Source organism: Klenkia terrae (genome assembly GCF_037083865.1).
GTDB lineage: Bacteria > Actinomycetota > Actinomycetes > Mycobacteriales > Geodermatophilaceae > Klenkia > Klenkia terrae.
Window position 1 is genome coordinate 104696 of record NZ_JBAPLV010000007.1, and the last position, 22114, is coordinate 126809.

Annotated in this window: 17 protein-coding genes and 1 tRNA gene; 10 read left to right on the plus strand and 8 right to left on the minus strand. The window is 73.5% G+C overall.

From position 1 onward, the window contains the following. Nucleotides 1-28 precede the first annotated feature (28 nt). Complete coding sequence (locus UXQ13_RS08605) at nucleotides 29-1102, minus strand: type IV toxin-antitoxin system AbiEi family antitoxin domain-containing protein (RefSeq protein ID WP_225232159.1); 1074 nt, start codon at nucleotides 1100-1102, stop codon at nucleotides 29-31. Nucleotides 1103-1271: 169 nt separating this feature from the next. After that, the gene (aceE, locus tag UXQ13_RS08610; RefSeq protein WP_225232158.1) at nucleotides 1272-4076 is read right to left on the minus strand and encodes a pyruvate dehydrogenase (acetyl-transferring), homodimeric type; all 2805 of its coding nucleotides are present in this window, start codon (nucleotides 4074-4076) and stop codon (nucleotides 1272-1274) included. A gap of 212 nt (nucleotides 4077-4288) precedes the next feature. On the opposite strand from aceE, the gene UXQ13_RS08615 reads away from it, so the two are divergent. The 3 genes from UXQ13_RS08615 to UXQ13_RS08625 all read left to right on the plus strand — a co-directional run bounded on the left by UXQ13_RS08615 (nucleotide 4289) and on the right by UXQ13_RS08625 (nucleotide 5305). After that, nucleotides 4289-4714, plus strand: a complete 426-nt coding sequence (locus tag UXQ13_RS08615) for a DUF3052 domain-containing protein (protein WP_091248960.1) — start codon at nucleotides 4289-4291, stop codon at nucleotides 4712-4714. A gap of 22 nt (nucleotides 4715-4736) precedes the next feature. After that, a complete protein-coding gene (locus UXQ13_RS08620; protein WP_225232157.1) occupies nucleotides 4737-5198 on the plus strand; it encodes a peroxiredoxin in 462 nt (153 codons plus the stop codon). Between the two features lie 35 nt (nucleotides 5199-5233). Beyond that, nucleotides 5234-5305: transfer RNA gene (locus tag UXQ13_RS08625), tRNA-Val, on the plus strand. Nucleotides 5306-5309: 4 nt separating this feature from the next. Here UXQ13_RS08625 and UXQ13_RS08630 read toward each other — a convergent pair. Next, nucleotides 5310-7247 (minus strand): FUSC family protein, encoded by a 1938-nt coding sequence (locus UXQ13_RS08630; RefSeq protein ID WP_225232156.1) that lies wholly within the window; start codon nucleotides 7245-7247, stop codon nucleotides 5310-5312. 53 nt (nucleotides 7248-7300) lie between these two features. Here UXQ13_RS08630 and UXQ13_RS08635 point away from each other — a divergent pair, with 53 nt between their 5' ends. From UXQ13_RS08635 to UXQ13_RS08660, 6 genes are all read left to right on the plus strand, one after another. Then, nucleotides 7301-11026 carry an ABC transporter ATP-binding protein gene (locus UXQ13_RS08635; RefSeq protein ID WP_225232155.1) on the plus strand — a complete coding sequence of 1242 codons (3726 nt, stop codon included), beginning with the start codon at nucleotides 7301-7303 and terminating at the stop codon, nucleotides 11024-11026. A gap of 186 nt (nucleotides 11027-11212) precedes the next feature. Continuing rightward, the gene (locus tag UXQ13_RS08640; RefSeq protein WP_225232154.1) at nucleotides 11213-12484 is read left to right on the plus strand and encodes a Nif3-like dinuclear metal center hexameric protein; all 1272 of its coding nucleotides are present in this window, start codon (nucleotides 11213-11215) and stop codon (nucleotides 12482-12484) included. A 32-nt stretch (nucleotides 12485-12516) separates the two neighbouring features. Then, on the plus strand, nucleotides 12517-12768 hold the full coding sequence (locus tag UXQ13_RS08645) for a DUF3311 domain-containing protein (protein ID WP_225232153.1): 252 nt from the start codon (nucleotides 12517-12519) through the stop codon (nucleotides 12766-12768). A 3-nt stretch (nucleotides 12769-12771) separates the two neighbouring features. Further along, complete coding sequence (gene mctP / locus UXQ13_RS08650; RefSeq protein WP_225232152.1) at nucleotides 12772-14412, plus strand: monocarboxylate uptake permease MctP; 1641 nt, start codon at nucleotides 12772-12774, stop codon at nucleotides 14410-14412. A gap of 9 nt (nucleotides 14413-14421) precedes the next feature. Further along, nucleotides 14422-15162 carry a zinc ribbon domain-containing protein gene (locus UXQ13_RS08655; RefSeq protein ID WP_225232151.1) on the plus strand — a complete coding sequence of 247 codons (741 nt, stop codon included), beginning with the start codon at nucleotides 14422-14424 and terminating at the stop codon, nucleotides 15160-15162. After that, nucleotides 15159-16259: a bifunctional RNase H/acid phosphatase gene (locus tag UXQ13_RS08660; protein WP_225232150.1), complete on the plus strand. Its 1101-nt coding sequence runs from the start codon at nucleotides 15159-15161 to the stop codon at nucleotides 16257-16259. Before UXQ13_RS08655 ends, UXQ13_RS08660 begins: the two co-directional genes overlap by 4 nt. Nucleotides 16260-16265: 6 nt before the next feature. On the opposite strand, the gene UXQ13_RS08665 is transcribed toward UXQ13_RS08660, so the two are convergent. Genes UXQ13_RS08665 through UXQ13_RS08675 form a run of 3 tightly spaced genes read right to left on the minus strand, consistent with a single transcriptional unit; the run spans nucleotide 16266 to nucleotide 18750 of the window. After that, the gene (locus UXQ13_RS08665; RefSeq protein WP_336392195.1) at nucleotides 16266-17012 is read right to left on the minus strand and encodes an amino acid ABC transporter ATP-binding protein; all 747 of its coding nucleotides are present in this window, start codon (nucleotides 17010-17012) and stop codon (nucleotides 16266-16268) included. Then, nucleotides 17009-17923: an amino acid ABC transporter permease gene (locus UXQ13_RS08670; RefSeq protein ID WP_225232148.1), complete on the minus strand. Its 915-nt coding sequence runs from the start codon at nucleotides 17921-17923 to the stop codon at nucleotides 17009-17011. Before UXQ13_RS08670 ends, UXQ13_RS08665 begins: the two co-directional genes overlap by 4 nt. Further along, a complete protein-coding gene (locus tag UXQ13_RS08675) occupies nucleotides 17884-18750 on the minus strand; it encodes an ABC transporter substrate-binding protein (RefSeq protein ID WP_225232147.1) in 867 nt (288 codons plus the stop codon). The genes UXQ13_RS08670 and UXQ13_RS08675 overlap by 40 nt, the downstream gene beginning before the upstream one ends. A 119-nt stretch (nucleotides 18751-18869) precedes the next feature. On the opposite strand from UXQ13_RS08675, the gene nadA reads away from it, so the two are divergent. Beyond that, a complete protein-coding gene (gene nadA, locus UXQ13_RS08680) occupies nucleotides 18870-19901 on the plus strand; it encodes a quinolinate synthase NadA (RefSeq protein ID WP_225232146.1) in 1032 nt (343 codons plus the stop codon). Between the two features lie 190 nt (nucleotides 19902-20091). Here the strand turns inward: nadA and UXQ13_RS08685 are convergent, their stop codons facing one another. Both UXQ13_RS08685 and UXQ13_RS08690 read right to left on the minus strand, forming a co-directional pair. Next, nucleotides 20092-21342: an SLC13 family permease gene (locus UXQ13_RS08685; protein ID WP_225232145.1), complete on the minus strand. Its 1251-nt coding sequence runs from the start codon at nucleotides 21340-21342 to the stop codon at nucleotides 20092-20094. After that, nucleotides 21339-22094, minus strand: a complete 756-nt coding sequence (locus UXQ13_RS08690) for a sulfite exporter TauE/SafE family protein (RefSeq protein ID WP_225232144.1) — start codon at nucleotides 22092-22094, stop codon at nucleotides 21339-21341. Before UXQ13_RS08690 ends, UXQ13_RS08685 begins: the two co-directional genes overlap by 4 nt. Between the last annotated feature and the right edge of the window lie 20 nt (nucleotides 22095-22114).

Here is a 22114-nt window from a genome sequence, read left to right on the forward strand (position 1 = left end):
CGTCGGCCGCGGCTTGGATCAGCTGGGTTCACGACCGTGCGTCCTGGCTCACCGGCGCCGGTGAGCCAGGACGCACGCTGGTGCCCTCGGCGGTCCCGCCGACCCGGGGCCGGAGCCGGAGCCCGCCGTTGCGCTGCTCGACCCGGTACCGACGGGGTCCCGGCGGCGGGTTGGCGATGAGGTGCCGCAGTCGGGCGATCTTGGCCGGGAACGGGTCGAACAGGTCCGCCGGCTTGACCCGCACCCCGCGCAGGTCGAGGTCCACGAGGTCGTCGTGCCGGCACTTCTCCGCCCACACCGCCTCGGCGGGCGTACGCCCGTTCCACGGCTCGCTGACCTTGACCCTGCCGTCGCCCTCGGCGAAGGCGGCGGGCTCGACCCACAGCATGTCCAGCACGCCGACCAGTCGCCGTCCCCGGTAGACCGCGACCTGCAGCACCGGCTCCGGCAGCCCGGCCGCGACGAAGGCCAGTCGCGTGCGGGTCTCGTGCGGGGAGTGCGCGCCCACCCGGGCCAAGCCGAAGGCGCGCGCCATCCGCCCGGCCCGGGGCCAGTGCCGGTGGCGCAGCGCCGTCGCCGTCAGGTCGGCGGGGGTCAACCGACCGTCGGCCAGGACGTCGTCCACGGCGACGACCGTGTCCACGACATCCCACTCCCGACCGACGTCGGCCAGGGTGCGGGCGAGGGTGGTCACCGGTAGCCCGCCGATGGTGGTGACGTCCTCCGGCGGCAGTGAGGCCCGGCGGACGCGGTAGCCGCGGCCGCGGCGGAACTGCTCGGCATCGGTGAGCTCGACCTCGGTGGACACGTCTGCCGGGAGCACGAGCCCGTGCAACCGGGCGGCCGAGGAGTGGCTCAGCACCGACCCCGTGCGGCCGAGGCGGAGCACGACCGCGGCGGCCTCGAGGTGGTGCGTCTCGCCCTTGGCGGCGTAGGCCCACCAGGTGTCGTGGTCGGTGTAGACGCCGTAGCGCACGGGGTGCCAGGCGCCGGTCCGCACCTCGGCCGCGATCGCGTGCCGGTCGTGGCCGGCGGCGCGGGCGTCCGCTGTCGCGAAGACGTCGCCGTGCCGGGCCATGGCAGCGGTGAGCAGGGGATCCACGGGCCGACTGTGGCCTGTGCCCGGCCCCGGGGGGAGGACCGCGACGGATCTGTGGATGGGGCCGCGGCCTGTGGATCATCGGGCCCGGAACGCAAGAGTCCGTCCTGGCTCACCGGCGTCGGTGAGCCAGGACGAACTCTGCTGAACCCAGCTGATCCAAGCCCAGGGGCTAGGTGGCGGGGGTGTCCTGGGTCAGGTCGACCGGCGCCTTCGACGGGTCGGTGATCTGGTACTTCTCCACCGCCTGGGCGACGACGGAGCGCTCGATCTCGCCCCGCTTGGCCAGCTCGCCCAGCACCCGGACGACGATCGACTCGGCGTCCACCCGGAAGTGCCGGCGCAGCGCCGGACGGGTGTCGGACAGGCCGAACCCGTCGGTGCCCAGCGACACCAGACCCGGCACGTACGGGGCCAGCAGGTCCGGCACCGCCCGCATCCAGTCCGACACCGCGACCAGCGGGCCGGGGGCGTCGGAGAGCGCGCGGGTCACGTAGGGCACCCGCGGCTCCTCGGCCGGGTTGTCCAGGTTCCACTCGTCGGCCTGGACCGCCTCGCGGCGCAGCTCGGTCCAGGAGGTCACCGACCAGATGTCGGCCGAGACGCCCCAGTCGGCGGCCAGCAGCTCCTGCGCCCGCATCGCCCACGGCACGCCGACGCCCGACGCGAGGATCTGCGCCTTCTTGGCGTCGTCGATCCACGGGCCCTGGTTGAGCCGGTAGATGCCGGCCAGCAGACCCTGCACGTCCAGGTCCTCGGGCTCGGCCGGCTGCTGGTAGGCCTCGTTGTAGATCGTCAGGTAGTAGAAGACGTCGGCGCTGCGCGAGCCGCCCAGCGGCGCACCCGGGTCCTCGCCGTACATCCGGGCCAGGGCGTCCTTGACGATGTGCCCCAGCTCGTAGCTGAACGCGGGGTCGTAGGACACCACGGCCGGGTTGGTGGCGGCCAGCAGGAGGGAGTGCCCGTCCTCGTGCTGCAGGCCCTCGCCGTTGAGCGTCGTCCGACCGGCGGTGGCGCCCAGGGCGAACCCGCGGGTCATCTGGTCGGCGGCGGCCCAGAAGGCGTCACCGGTCCGCTGGAACCCGAACATCGAGTAGAAGATGTAGATCGGGATCATCGGCTCGCCGTGCGTGGAGTACGACGTCCCGACCGCGGTGAACGACGCGGTGGAGCCGGCCTCGTTGATCCCCTCGTGCAGGATCGTGCCGGTCGTCGACTCCTTGTAGGCCAGCATCAGCTCGCGGTCGACCGCGGTGTAGGTCTGGCCGTGCGGGGAGTAGATCTTCGACGTCGGGAACAGCGAGTCCATGCCGAAGGTGCGGGCCTCGTCGGGGATGACCGGCACGAAGCGCGGGCCGAGCTCCTTGTCCTTGAGGAACTCCTTGAGCAGCCGGACGAACGCCATGGTGGTGGCGACCTCCTGCTTGCCCGAGCCGCGCTTGAGCACGTCGAACGCCTTCTCCTCCGGCGCCTTGAGCGGCTTGGCCGCCACGTGCCGCCGGGGCACCGCACCGCCGAGGGCCTGGCGCCGCTCCAGCATGTACTTCATCTCGTCGGAGTCCGGGTCCGGCTTGTAGTACGGCGGGAGGTACTTGTCCTCCAGCGCGGAGTCCGGGATGTCCAGGTAGAGCCGGTCGCGGAAGGTGGCGAGGTCCTCGGCGGTCAGCTTCTTCATCTGGTGCGTGGAGTTGCGGCCCTCGAAGTGGCTGCCCAGCGTCCAGCCCTTGATGGTCTTGGCCAGGATGACCGTCGGCTGGCCCTTGTGGTCCATCGCGGCCTTGTAGGCGGCGTAGACCTTCCGGTAGTCGTGGCCACCGCGCTGCAGCGCCCAGACCTCGTCGTCGGTCATGCCCTCGACCAGCTTGCGGGTGCGCGGGTCACGGCCGAAGAAGTGCTCGCGGACGTAGGCGCCGTCCTCGGCCTTGTAGGTCTGGTAGTCGCCGTCCGGCGTGGTGTTCATCAGGTTGACCAGCGCGCCGTCGCGGTCGGCGGCCAGCAGCTTGTCCCAGCCGCGGCCCCAGACGACCTTGATGACGTTCCAGCCGGCGCCGCGGAAGAAGCTCTCCAGCTCCTGGATGACCTTGCCGTTGCCGCGCACCGGGCCGTCGAGGCGCTGCAGGTTGCAGTTGACGACGAAGGTGAGGTTGTCCAGCTCCTCGCGGGCGGCCAGGCCGATCGCGCCGAGCGACTCGGGCTCGTCCATCTCGCCGTCGCCGAGGAAGGCCCAGACGTGCTGGTCGGAGGTGTCCTTGATGCCGCGGTCGTGCAGGTAGCGGTTGAACCGGGCCTGGTAGATCGCGTTGATCGGGCCCAGGCCCATCGACACGGTCGGGAACTCCCAGAAGTCCGACATCAGCCGGGGGTGCGGGTAGGAGGACAGCCCGCCGCCGGGGTGGCTGACCTCCTGGCGGAACCCGTCCATCTGGTGCTCGGTCAGCCGGCCCTCGAGGAAGGCGCGGGCGTAGATGCCGGGGGAGGCGTGGCCCTGGAACCAGATCTGGTCGCCGCCGCCGGGGTGGTCCTTGCCGCGGAAGAAGTGGTTGAAGCCCACCTCGTACAGCGACGCCGAGGAGGCGTAGGACGAGATGTGGCCGCCGACGCCGACGCCGGGCCGCTGCGCGCGGTGCACCATGATCGCGGCGTTCCAGCGGATGTAGGCGCGGATGCGCCGCTCCACGTGCTCGTCGCCGGGGAACCACGGCTCCCGCTCGGGGGCGATGGTGTTGATGTAGTCGGTGCTGCGCAGGGCGGGGACGCCGACCTGCTGCTCGCGGCTGCGCTCCAGCATGCGGAGCATGAGGTAGCGGGCGCGGCCCTTGCCGGCGTGGTCGACGACGGCGTCGAAGGACTCCAGCCACTCACCGGTCTCGTCGGGGTCGTTGTCGATCAACTGGCTCGGCAGGCCGTCGGTGATGACCGCGCGGGGGGTGCCGGACTCTCGGGCGGGGTCTCCGTCCGACTGCTGCGTGGCGCTCATGGGGACATCGTCTCCTGCCGCCCCCGCCGACGTCACGCCGCCTCACGTTCTGGTCGTGGAGTTCGCCGGTCGGGACACGTTCCGGGCACGGATCGGACCCGTCGGCTACCGCTCCGGGCGTGCGTCGGACACACTGACGCACCGACCCGGGTGCGCCGCACCACGGCGGCCACCGGCACCGGGTACGTCGAGCACATGGAGGACGAGCGGGGATGAGCGTCGACTCGGGCAGCGCCAGCATGGCGGCCCGGCTGGGGATCAAGCCGGGCATGGTCGTGCAGGAGCTCGGCTGGGACGAGGACGCCGACGAGGACCTCCGCGACTCCGTCGTCGAGCTCTCCGGCGGCGAGATGGTCGACGAGGACTCCGACGAGGTCGCCGATGTCGTCCTGCTGTGGTGGCGCGAGGAGGACGGCGACCTGATCGACGCCCTCGTCGACTCCCTCGCCGCACTGGCCGACGACGGGGTCGTCTGGCTGCTGACGCCGAAGTCCGGGCGCCCGGGCCACGTCGAGCCCGGCGAGGTCACCGAGGCCGCGCCGACCGCGGGCCTGCAGCAGACCAGCAGCATCTCCGCGGCCAAGGAGTGGGCCGGGATCCGCCTGGTCACCCCGAAGGCCGCCCGCTCCAAGCGCTGAGGGGTACGGCACGATCGCGGGCATGAGCCTCTCCGTCGGCGACACCGCCCCCGACTTCACGCTGAACGACTCCGACCGCCAGCCCTTCACGCTGTCCGAGCAGCGGGGGACGCCGGTGCTCGTGGTCTTCTACCCGTTCGCCTTCTCCGGCATCTGCACCGGTGAGCTGTGCCAGCTGCGCGACGAGCTGGCCACCTACACCGACGCCGGCGTGAAGGTCGTCGCCGTGTCCTGCGACCCGGCGCCGACGCTGAAGGCGTGGAAGGACCAGCAGGGCTTCGAGTTCCCGCTGCTCAGCGACTTCTGGCCGCACGGCGAGGTGGCCAAGGCCTACGACGCGTTCTTCGACGTCGCCGGCATGGCCAACCGGGGCACCTTCCTGGTCGACGCCGAGGGGAAGATCGCCTTCGCCGAGGTCAACGGCCCCGGCGACGCCCGGGCGCAGACCGGCTGGAAGGACGCCGTCGCCGCGCTGGCCGCCTGATCCCGGACCCGCCCCACTACGGTGGGGCGGCTCCCGGGCGCGTAGCTCAGCGGTAGAGCTCTCGCCTTACAAGCGAGCGGTCGCAGGTTCGATCCCTGTCGCGCCCACCGGTCAGCTCCGACCCGGTGCCTGCGCGCGGACCAGCCGCCGGGCGGCGTCCACCTCGCGGGCCACCGGCGCCAGCACGCCCTCGGCGTGGATCTCGGTGTCGTCGGGGAAGCGGTCCAGCCGCAGGTCGTCGTCCAGCTCGCGGATGGCCCGGCGCAGCACGTGCACCTGGCCGCGCAGCGGGATCTCCGCGCCGGCCCGCATGGCGATCACCGCCTCGGTGACCGCGTCCGACGTCCGCTCCAGCTGCACGATCACCGGGTACCAGGCCGCCGCCCGGGTGCTGATCGGCGGCGGCTCGGCCAGCCGGCGCTGCAGCTGGGTCTGCAGCTCGGTGAGTGCCCGGTAGCTGCCCCGGCGCGCCCGGCGGGTCTCCTCCGGCGTCCCGGTGAACGCGGCGTCCACGAACCGGTCCAGGGCCACCGAGGCCCCGTGCAGCGCGTCGTCCAGCGGCGCCCGCCAGGTCTGCGGCCACAGCAGGTAGCCGAACACCAGCACGATCGCGCAGCCGATCAGGGTGTCCACCAGCCGCGGCCCCACCAGGTCCGACGGGGTGGGCGCGGCCAGGTCGAGCAGCATGATCACCAGCGGGGTCTGGAACACCGAGAACAGCCCGAAGTTCGCGTTGCGCGCCCAGGGCAGCACGGCGGCGAACAGCGCCAGCGCGAGCACCACCAGCGCCCCGCGGGGCAGCACGGCCAGCAACGCCGAGCCCAGCAGCACCCCGAGCAGGGTGCCGGCACCGCGCTGCACCGCCCGGGAGAACACCGACCCGAAGTCGGGCTTGAGCACCACGGCCACGGTCAGCAGCACCCAGTACGGCCGCTCGATGGGCAGCCGCTGCCGGGCGACCTCCGCGACCACCATGCACAGCGTCAGCCGGACGACGAAGGCGCGGGAGTCGGCGTTGCCCGTCGTCCGGTCGACCAGGTCCCGCACCCGCAACCGCCACGGCAGCGTCTCGCGCACGACCGCCGCCGAGGCCCGTTCCTCCGGGTCGCCGACCACGTTCCAGACCAGCCGGACGCCGTGCCGCACCGCGCGGCGGGTCGTCGGACCGTCCTCCAGCGCGGGCGGCCGGTCGCCCACCAGGGGACGACGGCCGACCACCGCGGCGCCCAGGGCGTGCGCGGCGGTGACGTCGACCGGGTCGGCGGTGACCCCGGCCCGGGCGGTGGCCACGGCACCCTCCACCAGCGGCGCCGCGGCGTTGAGCAGCCCGGCGAGCTCTGCCAGCTCGGCGCTGCGCCCGGCCGAGGTGCTGCGGCTGTGGATGACCCGGTCGTAGCCGGTGTTCAGCGCCAGGGTCAGCGCGCGGCGGGCGTCCTCCGTGCGCGGGGTGCCGACGGCGGCCAGCAGGTCGCCGATCGCGGTGAACACGGCACCGACCGACGTGCGGTCCGGGTCGGCGGCCTCGGTGCGGGCCTGCAGCAGCACGGGCACGGTGGCCCACAGGCCGCCGGCGACGAAGAAGCCGATCTCGGCCGGCAGCGGGAGCGTGGTCTGCAGCCCGGACGACAGGGCGGTGTAGACCAGCAGCTGCAGGGCGCCGAGGGACAGCGCGGCGTCGATCGAGCTGACCAGCGCGGCCACCGCGGACAGCAGGCCGATCACCAGGACCGGCCCCCAGCCCTCGCCCGACGCGGCCTCGCCGGCCACCAGGCCCAGCGCGCCGAACCCGCCGGCGGCCACCACCCGGCGCATCCGGGTGCGCAGCGGCCCGCCCTGCGGCGCCAGGGTGACCGCCAGGGCGCCGGTGGTGCCGAACACGCCGGCACCCAGCCCGGCGGGGTCGTCGAGGCGGCCCAGCAGGGCCACCAGCACCAGCGGACCGGAGATCGCGACGGCGAACCGGACGACGTCGGCCCAGGGGACGGCGGGGCGACCGGTGCGGACCAGCTCCTCCAGCCAGGCCGGTGCCCGCAACCCCCTGTCCGCCACGTGCAGGAGCTTCCCACCCCGGGCTGTCGGACCCCCGGCGCAGACTGGGGGGCGTGCCGCGCCCCTCCACCCCCGATCCCGACCGCGGCGGGTGGTTGCGCCGCCTGGTCGGCTACTGCCTGCGCCACCGCGCCGACCTGGTCGGTGCGTTCGCCGCGGCGCTGATCGGCTCGGTGATCGCCGCCGGCGTCCCGCTGGTCGTGCGCGCCGTCGTCGACGACGTCGTCGCCGGGGGCACGAGCTCGGTGGCGCCCTACGTCTGGCTGCTGGTGGTGGCCGGCGTCGTCCGGTTCGGCGCCGGGTTCGTGCGGCGCTACCTGGCCGGCCGGCTGAGCCTGGACGTCCAGTACGACCTGCGCAACGACGTCGCGGGGGCGCTGTCCCGCCTGGACGGCCCGGCCCAGGACCGGCTGCAGACCGGCCAGGTGGTCAGCCGGTCGATCTCCGACATCACCCTGGTGCAAGGCCTGCTGGCCTTCCTGCCCAACCTGGCCGGCAACGCCCTGCTGTTCGTCGTCTCCCTGGCCGTGATGGCCTGGCTGTCCCCGGTGCTCACCGTGGTCGCGCTGGCCGTGGGCCCGGCGCTGTGGTGGCTGGCGCTGCGCTCCCGCCGCGACCTGTTCCCGGCCAACTGGGCCGCCCAGCAGCAGGCCGGTGCGGTGGTCGGCGACGTGGAGGCCGCCGTCACCGGGGTCCGGGTGGTGAAGGGCTTCGGCCAGGAGGGCCGCGAGCTCGACCGCCTCGACGCCGGCGCCCGCCGGCTGTTCGGTGCCCGGATGCGGGTGGTCGCCTTCACCGCCCGGTACAACCCGGCCCTGCAGGCGGTGCCGGCGCTGGGCCAGGTCGGTGTGCTCGCCCTCGGTGGCTGGCTGGCCCTGCAGGGCAGCATCACGCTGGGCACCTTCCTGGCCTTCGCCACCTACCTGGCCGCCCTGGTCTCCCCGGTCCGCCAGCTCGCCGCGGTGCTGGTCATCGGGCAGCAGGCCCGCGCCGGCGTCGAGCGGGTGCTGGAGATCGTCGACACCGAGCCGGTGCTCCGGTCGGGCAGCACGCCGGTGCCCGCCGGCCCGCTGTCCGTCGAGCTGGACGACGTCACCTTCGCCTTCGCCGGCGGGGCCCCGGCGCTGCAGGGCGTCTCGCTGTCCGTCGCGCCGGGGGAGACCCTGGCGCTGGTGGGCACCGCGGGCTCGGGCAAGTCCGCGGTGGTCGGCCTGCTGCCCCGGTTCTACGACGTGGGGTCCGGCGCCGTCCGGATCGGCGGCACCGACGTCCGGGAGCTGGACACCGACCAGCTGCGCGGCGCGCTGGGCGTGGTTTTCGAGGACAGCTTCCTGTTCTCCGACACCGTGCGGGCGAACATCGCCTTCGGCCGGCCCGACGCCACCGACGCCGAGGTCGCGGCCGCCGCGCGCACCGCGCAGGCCGACGGCTTCATCGCCGACCTGCCCGAGGGCTACGGCACCGTGGTCGGCGAGCAGGGCCTGACCCTGTCCGGTGGCCAGCGCCAGCGGGTCGCCCTGGCCCGGGCGCTGCTCACCGACCCCCGCGTGCTGGTGCTCGACGACGCCACCTCGGCCGTCGACGCCACCGTCGAGGCCCGCATCCAGCAGGGCCTGCGCGAGGACGGCCGGGCCGACCGCACCACGCTGCTGGTCGCCCACCGGGCCTCCACCCTCGCCCTGGCCGACCGGGTGGCCGTGCTGCACGCCGGCCGGGTGGTCGACGTGGGCACCGTGGACGAGCTCACCGAGCGCAGCGCGGAGTTCCGGCTGCTGGTCTCTGGCATCACCGAGCCCGCCGCCGACGGCCTGCCGGTGCCCGCGGAGGAGACCTGGTCGGGGCAGCGGACCGACCCGGCCGCGTGGCCGGTCGTGGCCACCGCCGAGACCGAGGACCAGCCGCTGCGCGGGGTGTCCACCGCGATCGGCGGCCGCGGGTCCGCCACCGCCGACGCGGCGCCCACGCCCAAGCTGCGGGCGTTGGTCGCTGCCCTGCCGCCGTCGGACGACGACCCGCGGGTGCCCGAGGAGCGCGCCCGGGCCGCCGACCCCGGGTTCACCCTGGCCGGGCTGCTGCGCCCCTTCCGCTGGGTGCTGGCGCTGGCCCTGCTGCTCACCGCGGCCGACGCGGCCGCCCAGATCGCGGTGCCCGCGCTGGTCCGCAGCGGCATCGACCGCGGGGTGTCGGCCGGGTCCACCGCGGTGCTGATGGCGATCAGCGGGCTGGCGCTGCTGGTGGTCCTCGTCGACTGGGCGGTCACCATCGGGTCCACCCGGCTGACCGGGAGCACCGGCGAGCGGCTGCTCTACACGCTGCGGGTCAAGACCTTCGCCCAGCTGCAGCGGCTGGGGCTGGACTACTACGAGCGCGAGCTCGGCGGCCGGATCATGACCCGGATGACCACCGACGTCGACGCGTTGTCGGCGTTCCTGCAGACCGGGCTCACCACGGCCGTGGTCAGCCTGCTCACCCTGGTCGGCGTGCTGGTCGCGCTGACCCTGCTCGACGTCGAGCTCGCGCTGGTGATGGTGGCCTTCCTGCCGGTTCTGGCCGTGGCCACCTGGTGGTTCCGGCGGCGCTCGGTGCCGGCCTACACCGAGGCCCGGGAGCGGGTCAGCGCGGTCAACGCCCGGCTGCAGGAGGACGTCGCCGGCGTGCGGGTCACCCAGGCCGCCGTCCGCACCGAGCGCTCGCTGGAGGTCTTCCGGGAGAAGGCCACCGCCTACCGGGACGTCCGGCTGCGGGCCCAGCGCTACATCGCCACCTACTTCCCGTTCGTCGAGTTCCTCTCCGAGCTCGCCGTCGCGGCCGTGCTGGTGGTCGGTGCCGCCCGGCTGACCACCGGCACGATCACCGCCGGCGTGCTGGTCGCCTTCCTGCTCTACGTGGGCACGTTCTTCTCCCCGGTCCAGTCCCTGTCCCAGGTCTTCGACAGCTACCAGCAGGCCGCGGTGGGCCTGCGCCGGCTGCGCGACCTGCTGCAGACCCCGACCTCGACGCCGCCGGCGACCGACCCGCAGCCGGTCGGCCAGCTGCGCGGGGAGGTGGTGCTCGACGGTGTCACGTTCGCCTACCGCGGCGCGTCCACGCCGGCGCTGCGCGAGGTCGACCTGCGCATCGCCCCCGGCGAGACCGTGGCGCTGGTGGGGGAGACCGGCGCCGGCAAGTCCACGGTGGTGAAGCTGATCGCCCGGTTCTACGACCCGACCGGTGGCGCGGTGCGCGTCGACGGCCACGACCTGCGGGGGCTGGACCTGGCCGCCTACCGGGCGCGGCTCGGGGTCGTGCCGCAGGAGGCGCACCTGTTCGACGGCACGGTGCGCGACGCGATCGCCTACGGCCGACCCGGTGCCTCCGACCTCGAGGTCGAGCGCGCGGCCCGGGCCGTGGGCGCGCACGAGATGGTCGCGGCGCTGCCCGAGGGCTACCGCACCCGGGTGGGCGAGCGCGGCCGGTCGCTGTCGGCCGGCCAGCGCCAGCTGCTGGCCCTCGCCCGGGCCGAGCTGGTGGACCCCGACGTGCTGCTGCTCGACGAGGCGACCGCGTCCCTGGACCTGGCGTCGGAGGCCGCGGTCAACCGGGCGGCCGACGCCGTCGCCGGGCGGCGGACCACCGTCGTGGTGGCCCACCGGCTGACCACCGCCGCCCGGGCGGACCGGGTGGTGGTGCTCGACCACGGCCGCGTGGTGCAGGCCGGTCCGCACGACGAGCTGATCGGGGTCGAGGGCCCCTACGCGGTGCTCTGGGCGGCCTACGCCGCCGATGCGCTGGTGGACTGAGCCGACCGTGAGGTCCGCCACGCCGGTCGCGACCGCGCAGACCCGTCCAGGAGGTGCACTGCCCACGAACACCGGGCGATGACCACCGCTGCCCATGAGCCCGCTGAGCACCTCCCCAGGACCGAGGGGGGAGGTGCTGCCGGCTGGGCAGGCGGACTGGAGCGACCCCACCTACAGTCCGAAATCGTGGCTCTACCGATGGACGAAGGCTTCCCCGAGCAGCAGGGGAACGTGCATGCCCTCCCCCTGCCCGGCGCGCCGCTGGCGGAGGTCATCGCGGCCCTCGAGGCCCGGTACGACCCGGCGCTCGCCGAGGACTGGGACGCCGTCGGCCTGGTGTGCGGGGACCCCACCGAGGCCGTGCACTCCGTGCTGTTCGCCGTCGACCCCACCGACGCGGTGGTCGACGAGGCCATCGAGCGCGGCGTGGACCTCGTGGTCACCCACCACCCGCTGCTGCTCACCCCGGTGCACGGAGTGCCCGCCGACGACCCCAAGGGCCGGGTGGTCCACCGGCTGATCCGCGCCGGCATCGGCCTGTTCGTGGCGCACACCAACGCCGACCGGGCCGCCGACCACGGTGTCAACGACGCCCTGGCCGCCGCGCTCGGCGTGGGCAACACCGTGCCGCTGGAGTCCGTCGGCGCACCCCAGACCAACACGCTGGTGGTCTTCTCCCCGGTCGAGGACAGCGACCGGCTCGTGGACGCGCTCAGCGCGGCCGGGGCCGGGGTGATCGGGGACTACACCCGCTGCGCCTGGCAGACCGTCGGCACCGGCACGTTCATCCCCGGCGACGAGGCCAACCCGTCGATCGGGTCGAACGGCCGCCTCGAGCGGGTGCCCGAGACCCGGTTGGAGATGGTCGTGCCGCGCGCGGCCCAGGCCGAGGTGCTGCGCGCCCTGCACGAGTGGCACCCCTACGAGGACCCCGGCTACGCCGTGTTCGAGAACTCCTCGACCCCCAGCCGGGCCGGGCTCGGCCGGCTGGGCGAGCTCACCCACCCGATCACGCTGCGCGAGTTCGCCGAGCGGGCGGCCGCCGTGCTGCCGGCCACCGCCGGCGGTGTCCGGGTGGCCGGTGACCCCGACCGCATGGTCCGCACCGTCGCCGTGTGCGGCGGCAGCGGCAGCTCGCTGTACGACCGGGCAGCCGAGGCCGGCGCCGACGTCCTGCTCACCAGCGACGTGAAGCACCACCCGGCCGTGGAGGCCGGGGAGGTGCCGGGACCGGCCATCTGTGACGTGGCACACTTCGCCAGCGAGTGGCCCTGGCTGTCGGTGGCCGCCGACGTCCTGCACCGTGACCTCCGTGCGCGGGTGGGCGTCGCGGTCTCGCGGTTGAGCACCGATCCGTGGACGATGCACGTGCCCCAGCGCGTGGAGGACATCGCCGACCCGGGGGCCGCACGCAGCGTCCGCGCAGCAGGGGAGCGGACGGAGACGACGCAGGGCTGACCCGCCTCCGGGTCAGCCGGAGGGGGAGCACCGTGACCGACCAGCCACCGACCACGAGCCGGAGGGCGGCCGACCTGGCCCCCCGGCGCAGCGACAAGAACCCGTGGAACTGGTTGCTGCTGCTGCCGATCGTGCTGCCGCTGCTGGTCCCGGTGTTCAACCGCGCGGAGCCCGAGCTCTTCGGCTGGCCGTTCTTCTACTGGGTCCAGCTGGCCTTCGTCGTCGTCGGCGTGGTCACCACCTCCCTGGTCCACCGCGCCCACCAGCGCGGGAAGCGGGGCTGAGGCGTGGAGGGCATCAACACCGTCGAGCTGGCGGTCTTCATCGCGTTCTTCGTCGTCGTCACCGCGCTGGGGTTCGGCGCCGCCCGCTGGCGGCGGGCGGAGAACCTCATGCACCTGGACGAGTGGGGCCTGGGCGGGCGCAGCTTCGGCACCTGGATCACCTGGTTCCTCATCGGCGGGGACATCTACACCGCCTACACGTTCGTCGCCGTCCCGGCGCTGGTGTTCGGGGCCGGCGCGGCCGGGTTCTTCGCGGTGCCCTACACCGTCGTGGTCTACCCGCTGATCTTCCTGGTGGTCATCCGGCTGTGGTCGGTGAGCCACGTCCGCGGCTTCGTGACGCCGGCGGACTTCGTCCGGTCCCGGTTCGACAGCCCGACCATGGCGCTGCTGGTGGCCATCACCGGGATCGTCGCGACGATGCCCTACATCGCGCTGCAGCTGGTCGGCATCGAGGCCGTGCTGAAGACGATGGGCGTCACCGGTGAGCTGCCGATCATCGTGGCCTTCGTGATCCTGGCGGTCTACACCTACAGCTCGGGCCTGCGGGCCCCGGCGCTGATCGCGTTCGTCAAGGACATCCTGATCTACCTGACGATCATCGTCGCGGTCATCGTCATCCCCACCAAGCTCGGGGGCTGGGACGTCGTCTTCGGCGCCGCGGAGGAGAAGTTCAGCCTGTCGGGCACCGGCGGCCTGCTGCTGCCGGGCACCGGCCAGGTGCAGTACGCGACCCTGGCGCTGGGGTCGGCGCTGGCGCTGTTCCTCTACCCGCACTCGATCACCGGGGTGCTGGCCGCCAAGAGCCGCGGCACGCTGCAGAAGAACATGTCCCTGCTGCCGATCTACAGCCTGGCGCTGGGCTTCATCGCGCTGCTGGGCTTCATGGCCATCGCCGCCGGCACCGAGCCGATCGGGGCCGACAACAACACCATCGTCCCGGCCCTGTTCCAGCAGATGTTCCCGAGCTGGTTCGCCGGGGTGGCGTTCGCCGCGGTGGGCATCGGCGCCCTGGTGCCCGCGGCGATCATGAGCATCGCGGCGGCGAACCTGTTCACCCGCAACATCTACAAGGAGTACCTGAAGAAGGACGCCACCCCGACCCAGGAGGCCAAGGTCGCCAAGCTGGCCTCGCTGGTGGTCAAGCTGGGCGCGGTCGCCGCGATCATCTTCATCGACCCGCAGTTCTCCATCGACCTGCAGCTCATCGGCGGCGTGATCATCCTGCAGACGCTGCCCTCGGTCGGGATCGGGCTCTACACCCGGTGGTTCCACCGCGGCGCGCTGGTGGCCGGCTGGGTGGTCGGCATGGTCGCCGGCTTCCTGATGCTCTACAGCGTCCAGCGGGTGGGGCCCGACGGCACGGTGGTCAAGGAGCACTTCGCCGGGTCGGCGTTCTCCCTGAGCAAGCTCGGCTTCGACACCACGACCACCGTCTACGCCGGCTTCCTGGCCGTGGCGGCCAACCTGCTCGTCGTCGTCCTGGTGACGTTCGTGCTGCGCGCGATGAAGGTGGACGACGGCGTGGACGGCACCGCGGACACCGACTACACGGCCGAGCGCGAGGACCCGTCGGTGCGCGACCTGCCCGATCCGCTCGGCGAGACGCCGACGACGGCGGGGGAGGGCTCCGGGCGCGGGTAGGTTGACGGCGTGCAGGCAGACCATTTCGACCAGCAGAAGCTGCTGACCCTGGCCGCGGAGGACGTCGCGCTCGCGCAGCTCGCCCACCGCCGGCGCACCCTCCCCGAGAACGCCGCGGTCACCGCCGCGGAGGACGCCCAGCGGGAGTTCACCGCCGACGTCGTCCGGGCCGAGACCGTGGTCCGCGACCTGGACCGGGAGCAGAAGCGGCTGGAGACCGACGTGGACGCCGTCCGTGCCCGGTCGGACAAGGACCAGCAGCGGCTGGACTCAGGAGCGGCGACGCCCAAGGAGATGACCAGCCTGCAGCAGGAGATGGCCTCCCTGGCCCGCCGCCAGGGCGACCTGGAGGACCAGGTGCTCGAGCTGATGGAGCGCCGGGAGACCGCCGACGCGACCCTGGCGACGGCGCAGGCCGGGCTGGACGGGGCGAAGGCCGACCAGGCGCGGGCCGAGGAGGGCCGCGACGTCGCGCTGGCCGAGATCGCCGAGGGCGAGCAGACCCACACCGCGAAGCGGGCCGAGATCGCCGGCACGATCAGCGCCCCGCTGCTGGCGCTGTACGACCGGGTCGCCACGCAGACCGGCAGCACCGGCGCGGCCGCGTTGCACGCCCGCCGCTGCGAGGGCTGCCGGATCGAGCTCTACGGCACCGAGCTTGCCGCCGCCCGCAACGCCGACCCGCACACGGTGCTGCGCTGCGAGAACTGCAACCGGATCCTGGTCCGCACCGCCGAGTCCGGGCTGTGAGCCGCCGCCTCGTCGTGGAGGCCGACGGCGGGTCCCGGGGCAACCCGGGTCCGGCCGGCTACGGCGCCCTGGTCCGCGACGCCGACACCGGCGCCCTGCTGGCCGAGCGGGCCGAGTCGGTCGGCCGGGCCACCAACAACGTCGCCGAGTACGGCGGGCTGGTCGCCGGACTGCAGGCCGTGCTCACCATCGACCCGACCGCGTCGGTCGAGGTGCGGATGGACTCCAAGCTGGTCGTCGAGCAGATGTCGGGCCGCTGGCAGATCAAGCACCCGGACATGAAGAAGCTCGCCGTCCAGGCCCGCGACCTCGCCCGCCTGATCGGCTCGGTCCGCTACACCTGGATCCCCCGCGCGCAGAACTCCGCCGCCGACGCCCTGGCCAACTCCGCCATGGACGGCAAGCCGGTGCACCGCGACCTGGGGGTCGCGCCCGTCGAGGTGGAGCCCCAGCCGGACGCCCCGACAGAGCCGCCCGCGCCGGTCGTCACCACCACGACCCACCTGCTCCGGCACGGCCGGACGGCGCACACCCCGGAGCGCCGGTTCTCCGGGAGCAGCGACCTGGACCTGTCCGACCTGGGCCGGGCCGACGCCGCGGCGGCCGCGCAGGCCGTCGCGGGGCTGGGGATCGACGTGATCGTGTCCTCCCCGCTCAAGCGCTGCCGGCAGACCGCCGGGGCCGTGGCCGAGGTGCTCGACCAGGACATCGAGGTCGACCGGGACCTGCGCGAGCTGGACTTCGGCGGGTGGGAGGGCCTCACCGCGGCCGAGGCGCTGGCGGCCAACCCGCTGGCCTTCCGGCGCTGGCGCACCGCCCCCGACGTCCGGCCGCCGGGCGGGGAGTCGATCGTCGACGTCTCCACCCGCGTCGCGGCCGCCCGTACCCGCATCCTCGACCGGCACGCCGGGAAGACCGTCCTGCTGGTCACCCACGTGACGCCGATCAAGCTGATGCTCGCCGCCGGGCTCGGCGTCGGCGACGAGGTCGTCTACAAGGTGTTCCTGGAGGCGGCGTCGCTGTCTACGGTCAGCTGGGGCAGCGACGGGTCATCGTCGGTGCGGCTGGTCAACGACACCGGCCACCTGCGGGCCTGAGAGGCCCTACAACCGTCCGGCGTCGATGATCCGGGACAGGAACTGCCGGGTGCGGGCCTCGACCGGGTCGCCCAGCACCTGCTCCGGCGGCCCGGACTCCAGGACGACGCCCTGGTCCAGGAAGCACACGGTGTCCGCGACCTGCTTGGCGAAACCCATCTCGTGGGTGGCCATCACGATGGTCATGCCCTGCGCCGCGACCTCGCGGACCACCCGCAGCACCTCGCCGACCAGCTCGGGGTCCAGCGCCGAGGTGATCTCGTCCAGCAGGAGCACCCGGGGGTGCACCGCCAGTGCCCGGACGATGGCCACCCGCTGCTGCTGACCGCCCGACAGCCGGTCGGGGTACTCGCCGGCCTTGTCGGCCAGCCCGATCCGCTCCAGCAGCGCCAGCGCCTCGTCCCGGGCGTCGGACCGCGACCGGCCGTGCACCCGGGTGGGCGCCAGCACGACGTTGTCCAGCACGGTCATGTGCGGGAAGAGGTTGTAGGTCTGGAAGACCACCCCGAGCCGGCGACGGACGGCGTCGGCGTCCACCCGGGGGTCGGTGACGTCCTCGCCGTCCAGGAGCACCTGGCCGTCGTCCACGGTCTCCAGCAGCGAGGCGCAGCGCAGCAGGGTCGACTTGCCCGACCCGGACCCGCCGATCAGGGCCACGACCTGGTGCTCGTCCACGGAGAGGTCCACCCCGCGCAGCACCACGTTCTCGCCGAAGGACTTCACCACGCCCCGCACGTCGAGGACGGCGCTCACAGCACGCTCCCGGTCTGCTGGCGGCGGCGGGCGCGGGCGGCGACGCCGTCGGCGATCCGGGCCGAGGGGACGGCGAGCAGCACGAACAGCAGCCCGGCCACCACGTACGGGGTGAAGTTGAAGGTCTGGCCGACCTGGATCTGCGCGGCCCGGACGGCGTCGACCGCGCCGAGCACCGAGATCAGCCCGACGTCCTTCTGCAGCGCCACGAAGTCGTTGAGCAGCGCCGGCGTCACGTTCCGGACCGCCTGGGGCAGCACGACGATCCGGGTGGTCTGCCGGTGGGTGAGCCCGAGGGACCGGGCGGCGGCCCGCTGGCTGGGGTGCACCGACTCGATGCCCGCGCGGAACACCTCGGCGACGTAGGCCGAGTAGGTCAGCACGATCGCCAGGGTGCCCAGCACGAACGGCGAGTTCGGCACGCCCTGCAGCCGCAGCGCGGGCAGGCCGAACCCGACCAGGTACAGCGTGATGATCAGCGGCATGCCGCGGAACAGGTCGACGTACCCGGTGGCCAGCAGCCGCAGCGGTGCGAAGGCCGGGCCGCGCAGGGTGCGCAGCACCGCGATGCCCAGGCCCAGCACGAGCACGAGCAGCCCGCCGATGACCAGCACCTGCACGTTGAGCCAGAGCCCGCGCAGGATGTCGGGGAAGGCGTCGCGGGCGGCCGACAGCGAGAAGAACGTCGTCTGCACCCGGGGCCAGCCCGGCGAGCGGGTCACGACGAGGTAGGCGACCACCGCGAACACCAGCGTGGACAGCAGGGCGACGCCGGTGGAGCGCCGGGACCGGCGGGTCCGGAAGGCCCGCCGGTCCAGCTCGAGCTGCGACGGCGCCGGGAGACCCGGGGCGCCGCCGGTCAGGGAGGCGGTCAGTTGAGGACCGGCGCGTCGGCGGCGTCGGAGAGCCACTGCTGCTGCAGGTCGGCCAGCGTGCCGTCCTCGTCCAGGGCGTCCACGGCCTGGCTGACGCAGTCGGTCAGCGGCGAGTCCTTGGCCAGCAGCAGGCCGAACTGGTCGCCGGACTCACCGGAGTCCGCGACCTGGCCGACGATGACGCCGTCGTCCAGCTCGGCGCTGGTGATGTAGAACGCGGTCGGCAGGTCCACGACGATGGCGTCGACCTGGCCGTTCTGCAGCGCGAGCTTGGCGTCGTCGTTGGTGTTGAACACCTGGGGGTCGGTGGTCGGGTCGATGACGTCGGTCAGCACGGTCAGGCTGGTGGTGGCCACCTGGGCACCCAGCCGCAGCCCGCGCAGGTCCTCCAGGGAGGTGGCGCCGTCGGCGGCCGAGCCGCCGGTGGTGATCACGGCCTGCGTCGCGGTGTAGTACGGCGAGGAGAAGTCCACGGCCTGGCGGCGCTCGTCGTTGATCGTGAACTGGTTGATGTCGAAGTCGAAGTCCTTGTCACCCGGGGAGATGGCCGTGTTGAACGGCACCCGGGTCCACTCGACCTGGTCCTGCGAGTAGCCGAGCTGCTCGGCGACCGCGTAGGCCACCGCGGACTCGTAGCCGTCGCCCGAGGTCGGGTCGTCGTCGACCACCCACGGCTCGTAGGCGGGCTCGTCGGTGGCGATCGTCAGGGTGTCCGCGGTGACGGTGCCCAGGTCCTCCGGGGTGCACGACCCACCGGACGAGCCGGACCCGGAGGCGTCGGAGGAGGACTCCTGCGGCGCGCACGCGGACACCGCGAGGGCAGCGGTGGCGAGCACGGCGAGGGCGAGGGGGCGACGGCGCACGGAGAGGTCCTTGAGAGTTTGACCGACGGGAACCTGCAGATCGTAAGGCCCACCTGCGCACCGGCGGGTGGCGGCGACGGGGGATCATCGTCACCGTCGCCGACCGAGGAGAACCTGACGTGACCACCGCAGCCCCGCCCGTGACCGCAGCTCCGACCGGGGACGAGCGCACCCTGAGCCCGGCGCAGTACGAGGAGTGGGCCGCCGAGGTCCGCCGGCTGGCCGACGAGCGCGGCGCCGTCGTGCTGGCGCACAACTACCAGGTGCCCGAGATCCAGGACGTCGCCCACCACACCGGCGACTCGCTCTACCTGTCCCGCGTGGCCGCGCAGACCGATGCCCGGGAGATCGTGTTCTGCGGCGTCCACTTCATGGCCGAGACCGCCAAGATCCTGTCCCCGGACAAGACCGTGCTGCTGCCCGACCTGGACGCCGGCTGCTCCCTGGCCGACTCGATCACCGCCGAGCAGCTGCGGGAGTGGAAGTCCGAGCACCCCGGCGCGGTCGTCGTCAGCTACGTCAACACCACGGCCGCGGTGAAGGCCGAGACCGACATCTGCTGCACGTCGTCCAACGCCGCCGACGTCGTCCGGTCCATCCCGGCCGACCGCGAGATCCTCTTCTGCCCCGACCAGTTCCTCGGTGCGCACGTCAAGCGGGTCACCGGCCGGGACAACATCCGGATCTGGGCGGGGGAGTGCCACGTGCACGCGGGCATCTCACCGTCGGACGTCCGCACCCAGGTCGCCGCCCACCCCGACGCCGAGATCCTGGTGCACCCCGAGTGCGGGTGCACCACCTCGGTGCTCGACCTGGTGAGCAACGGCGACCTGCCCGCCGACCGCACCCGGGTGCTGTCCACCGGCGGCATGGCCGAGGCCGCCGCGGCCACCACGGCCAAGCAGGTGCTGGTGGCCACCGAGATCGGCATCCTGCACCAGCTGCGGAACCTGAACTCCACGACCGAGTTCCTGCCGATGAACTCCCGCGCCGCCTGCCGCTACATGAAGATGATCACCCCGGCCAAGCTGCTGCGGACCCTGCAGACCGGCTCCGGCGCGATCGAGGTGCCCGCCGACATCGCCGCCCGCGCCCGCAAGGCCGTCGAGGCGATGATCGCCATCGGCGACCCCGGCCGCGGCGGCGAATAGCCGGCGCTACACCCTCGCCCACGGCGGGCAAAGGGAACCTCTGCACCCCCTATCCGCGCGGATAGGGGGTGCAGAGGTTCCTTTGCCTCACGCACCGACCCACCCCGGCATGGGAGCCCATGCACCCGGGGACGGTGTCTGGAGGTGGGTGCATGGGCTCCCATGCCTGCCGCGCCCGGTGGCGGGAGGCCTAGACCTGGAGGGCCGCCCACAGGGCGACCGTCGCCAGCACCAGGGTGAGCGGGACCGTCGCCAGGCCGACGAGGCTGAAGCGGGCCGCGCTGGGGGATTGCTCCCCGGTCGCGGCGAAGACCCGGCGCCACAGCAGGTTGGCCAGCGACCCGACGTAGGTCAGGTTCGGGCCGACGTTGACCCCGATCAGCACCGCCAGCAGCGTCGGCGGGCCGCCCACCGCGGCCGCCGGCAGCAGGGCGAGGGTGGCGGGCAGGTTGTTGAGCACGTTGGCCAGCACCGCGGAGACCGCCGCCACGCCCAGCAGCGCCAGCAGGTCGTCCCCGGCCGGCAGCACCGCGGTGAGCAGCCGCTCCAGCCCGTTGACCTGCAGGGCCAGGACGACGACCGCCAGCCCGAACACGAACAGCGCGAAGGGCAGGTTGGCGGCGACCACCAGCTCGGCCGGCCGGGTGCGGCGGCGGACGAGCTGCTTGCCGGCCAGCACCAGGACGCCGAGCAGCGCGGGCCACACCGGGGCGATGTCGGTCAGCGACGCCACCCCGAAGCCCACGACGGTCAGCCCGACGACCACCAGCGCCAGCACCGGCGGCGGCGGGACGTCGTCCACCGGCTCGCCCACCGGGACCGCCAGGTCGGACCGGAACACCCGGCGCAGGACCGCGTACTCGACCAGCACGGCGACCACCCACGGCCCGGCCATCAGCGCGGTGAAGTGCAGGAAGGTCAGCCCGGTCGCGGCGAAGGCCAGCAGGTTGGTCAGGTTGGACACCGGCATCAGCAGCGACGCCGAGTTGGACAGGTGCCCGGCGGCGTAGGCGTGCGGGCGGGCGGGGACCCGCATCCGGGCCGCGGTGGCCAGCACGACCGGGGTCAGCAGCACCACCGTCGCGTCCAGGGACAGCACCGCGGTGACCACCGCGGACAGCGCGACCACCCGGACCAGCAGCGCCTGCGACGAGCGGCCGGCCCGGCGGGCGGTGACCGCGGCCGACCAGGTGAACAGGCCCTCCCGGTCGGCCAGGTCGCTCAGCAGCAGGATGACCACCAGGAAGCCGACGGTGGGCGCGACCTCCCGGACGGTGTCCTCGGCCTCCGGCCATCCGACGATGCCCACCGCGGCCAGCAGCAACGCCCCGGGGACGGCGACCGCCGCGGCGGGCAGCCGGGGGGAGTCGACGACGGCGGCGGCCAGGGCGGCCACCAGGATGACCCCGGCCACCACCAGGGCGACCGCGTCGACGGTCACGACCGGAGGAACAGGTAGACCGCCACCGCGACGCCGAAGACGACGATGAACACCCGCAGCGGGGTGCTCGGGATCCGCGTGGCGACCTTGGCGCCGAGGTATCCGCCGACCAGGGCCGCGGGGGCGCAGACGGCGACGAGCTGCCAGTCGACCGGGCCGAAGATGCCGAACACCACCACGGTGGTGCTGGCGGTGACCAGGGCCAGCAGGCTCTTGATGGCGTTGGCCAGCTTGAGCCGGCCCAGCCCGACCGCGAGCACCGCGGTGAGGATGACGCCCAGCGCACCGCCGAAGTAGCCGCCGTAGACGCAGGCGAGGAAGACCACGACGTAGAGCCACACCGGGTCCCGGCGCTCGCCGTCGGTCTCGTTGGCCTTCAGCCGCTTGGTCAGCAGCGGCTGGAACCCGATGAGCAGGCTGGCCAGCAGCACCAGCACCGGCACGATCGTGTCGAAGGCCGAGGACGGCGTGGTCAGCAGCAGGATGCTGCCCGCCGTCCCGCCGAGGACGGCGACCACCGACATGCCAATCAGCCGGGTGCGCTGGCCGCGGTAGTGGTCGCGGAACCCGACCACCGCGCCCAGGTAGCCGGGCCACTGGGCCACGGAGTTGGTCACGTTGGCCGCCACGGTGGGCAGGCCGAGGGCGACCAGGGTGGGGAAGAGGATCAGCGATCCACCGCCGGCGACGGAGTTGATCCCCCCGGCGAGCAGGGCCACCCCGGCGGCGATGAGCAGGTCGACGACGGACACGAGCGGCGAGCCTACGGTTC

Bases quoted from the DNA above. Each gene is read 5' to 3' on its own strand.
- aceE (WP_225232158.1), bottom strand. From the start codon at position 4,076: ATGAGCGCCACGCAGCAGTCGGACGGAGACCCCGCCCGAGAGTCCGGC.
- UXQ13_RS08615 (WP_091248960.1), top strand. From the start codon at position 4,289: ATGAGCGTCGACTCGGGCAGCGCCAGCATGGCGGCCCGGCTGGGGATC.
- UXQ13_RS08620 (WP_225232157.1), top strand. From the start codon at position 4,737: ATGAGCCTCTCCGTCGGCGACACCGCCCCCGACTTCACGCTGAACGAC.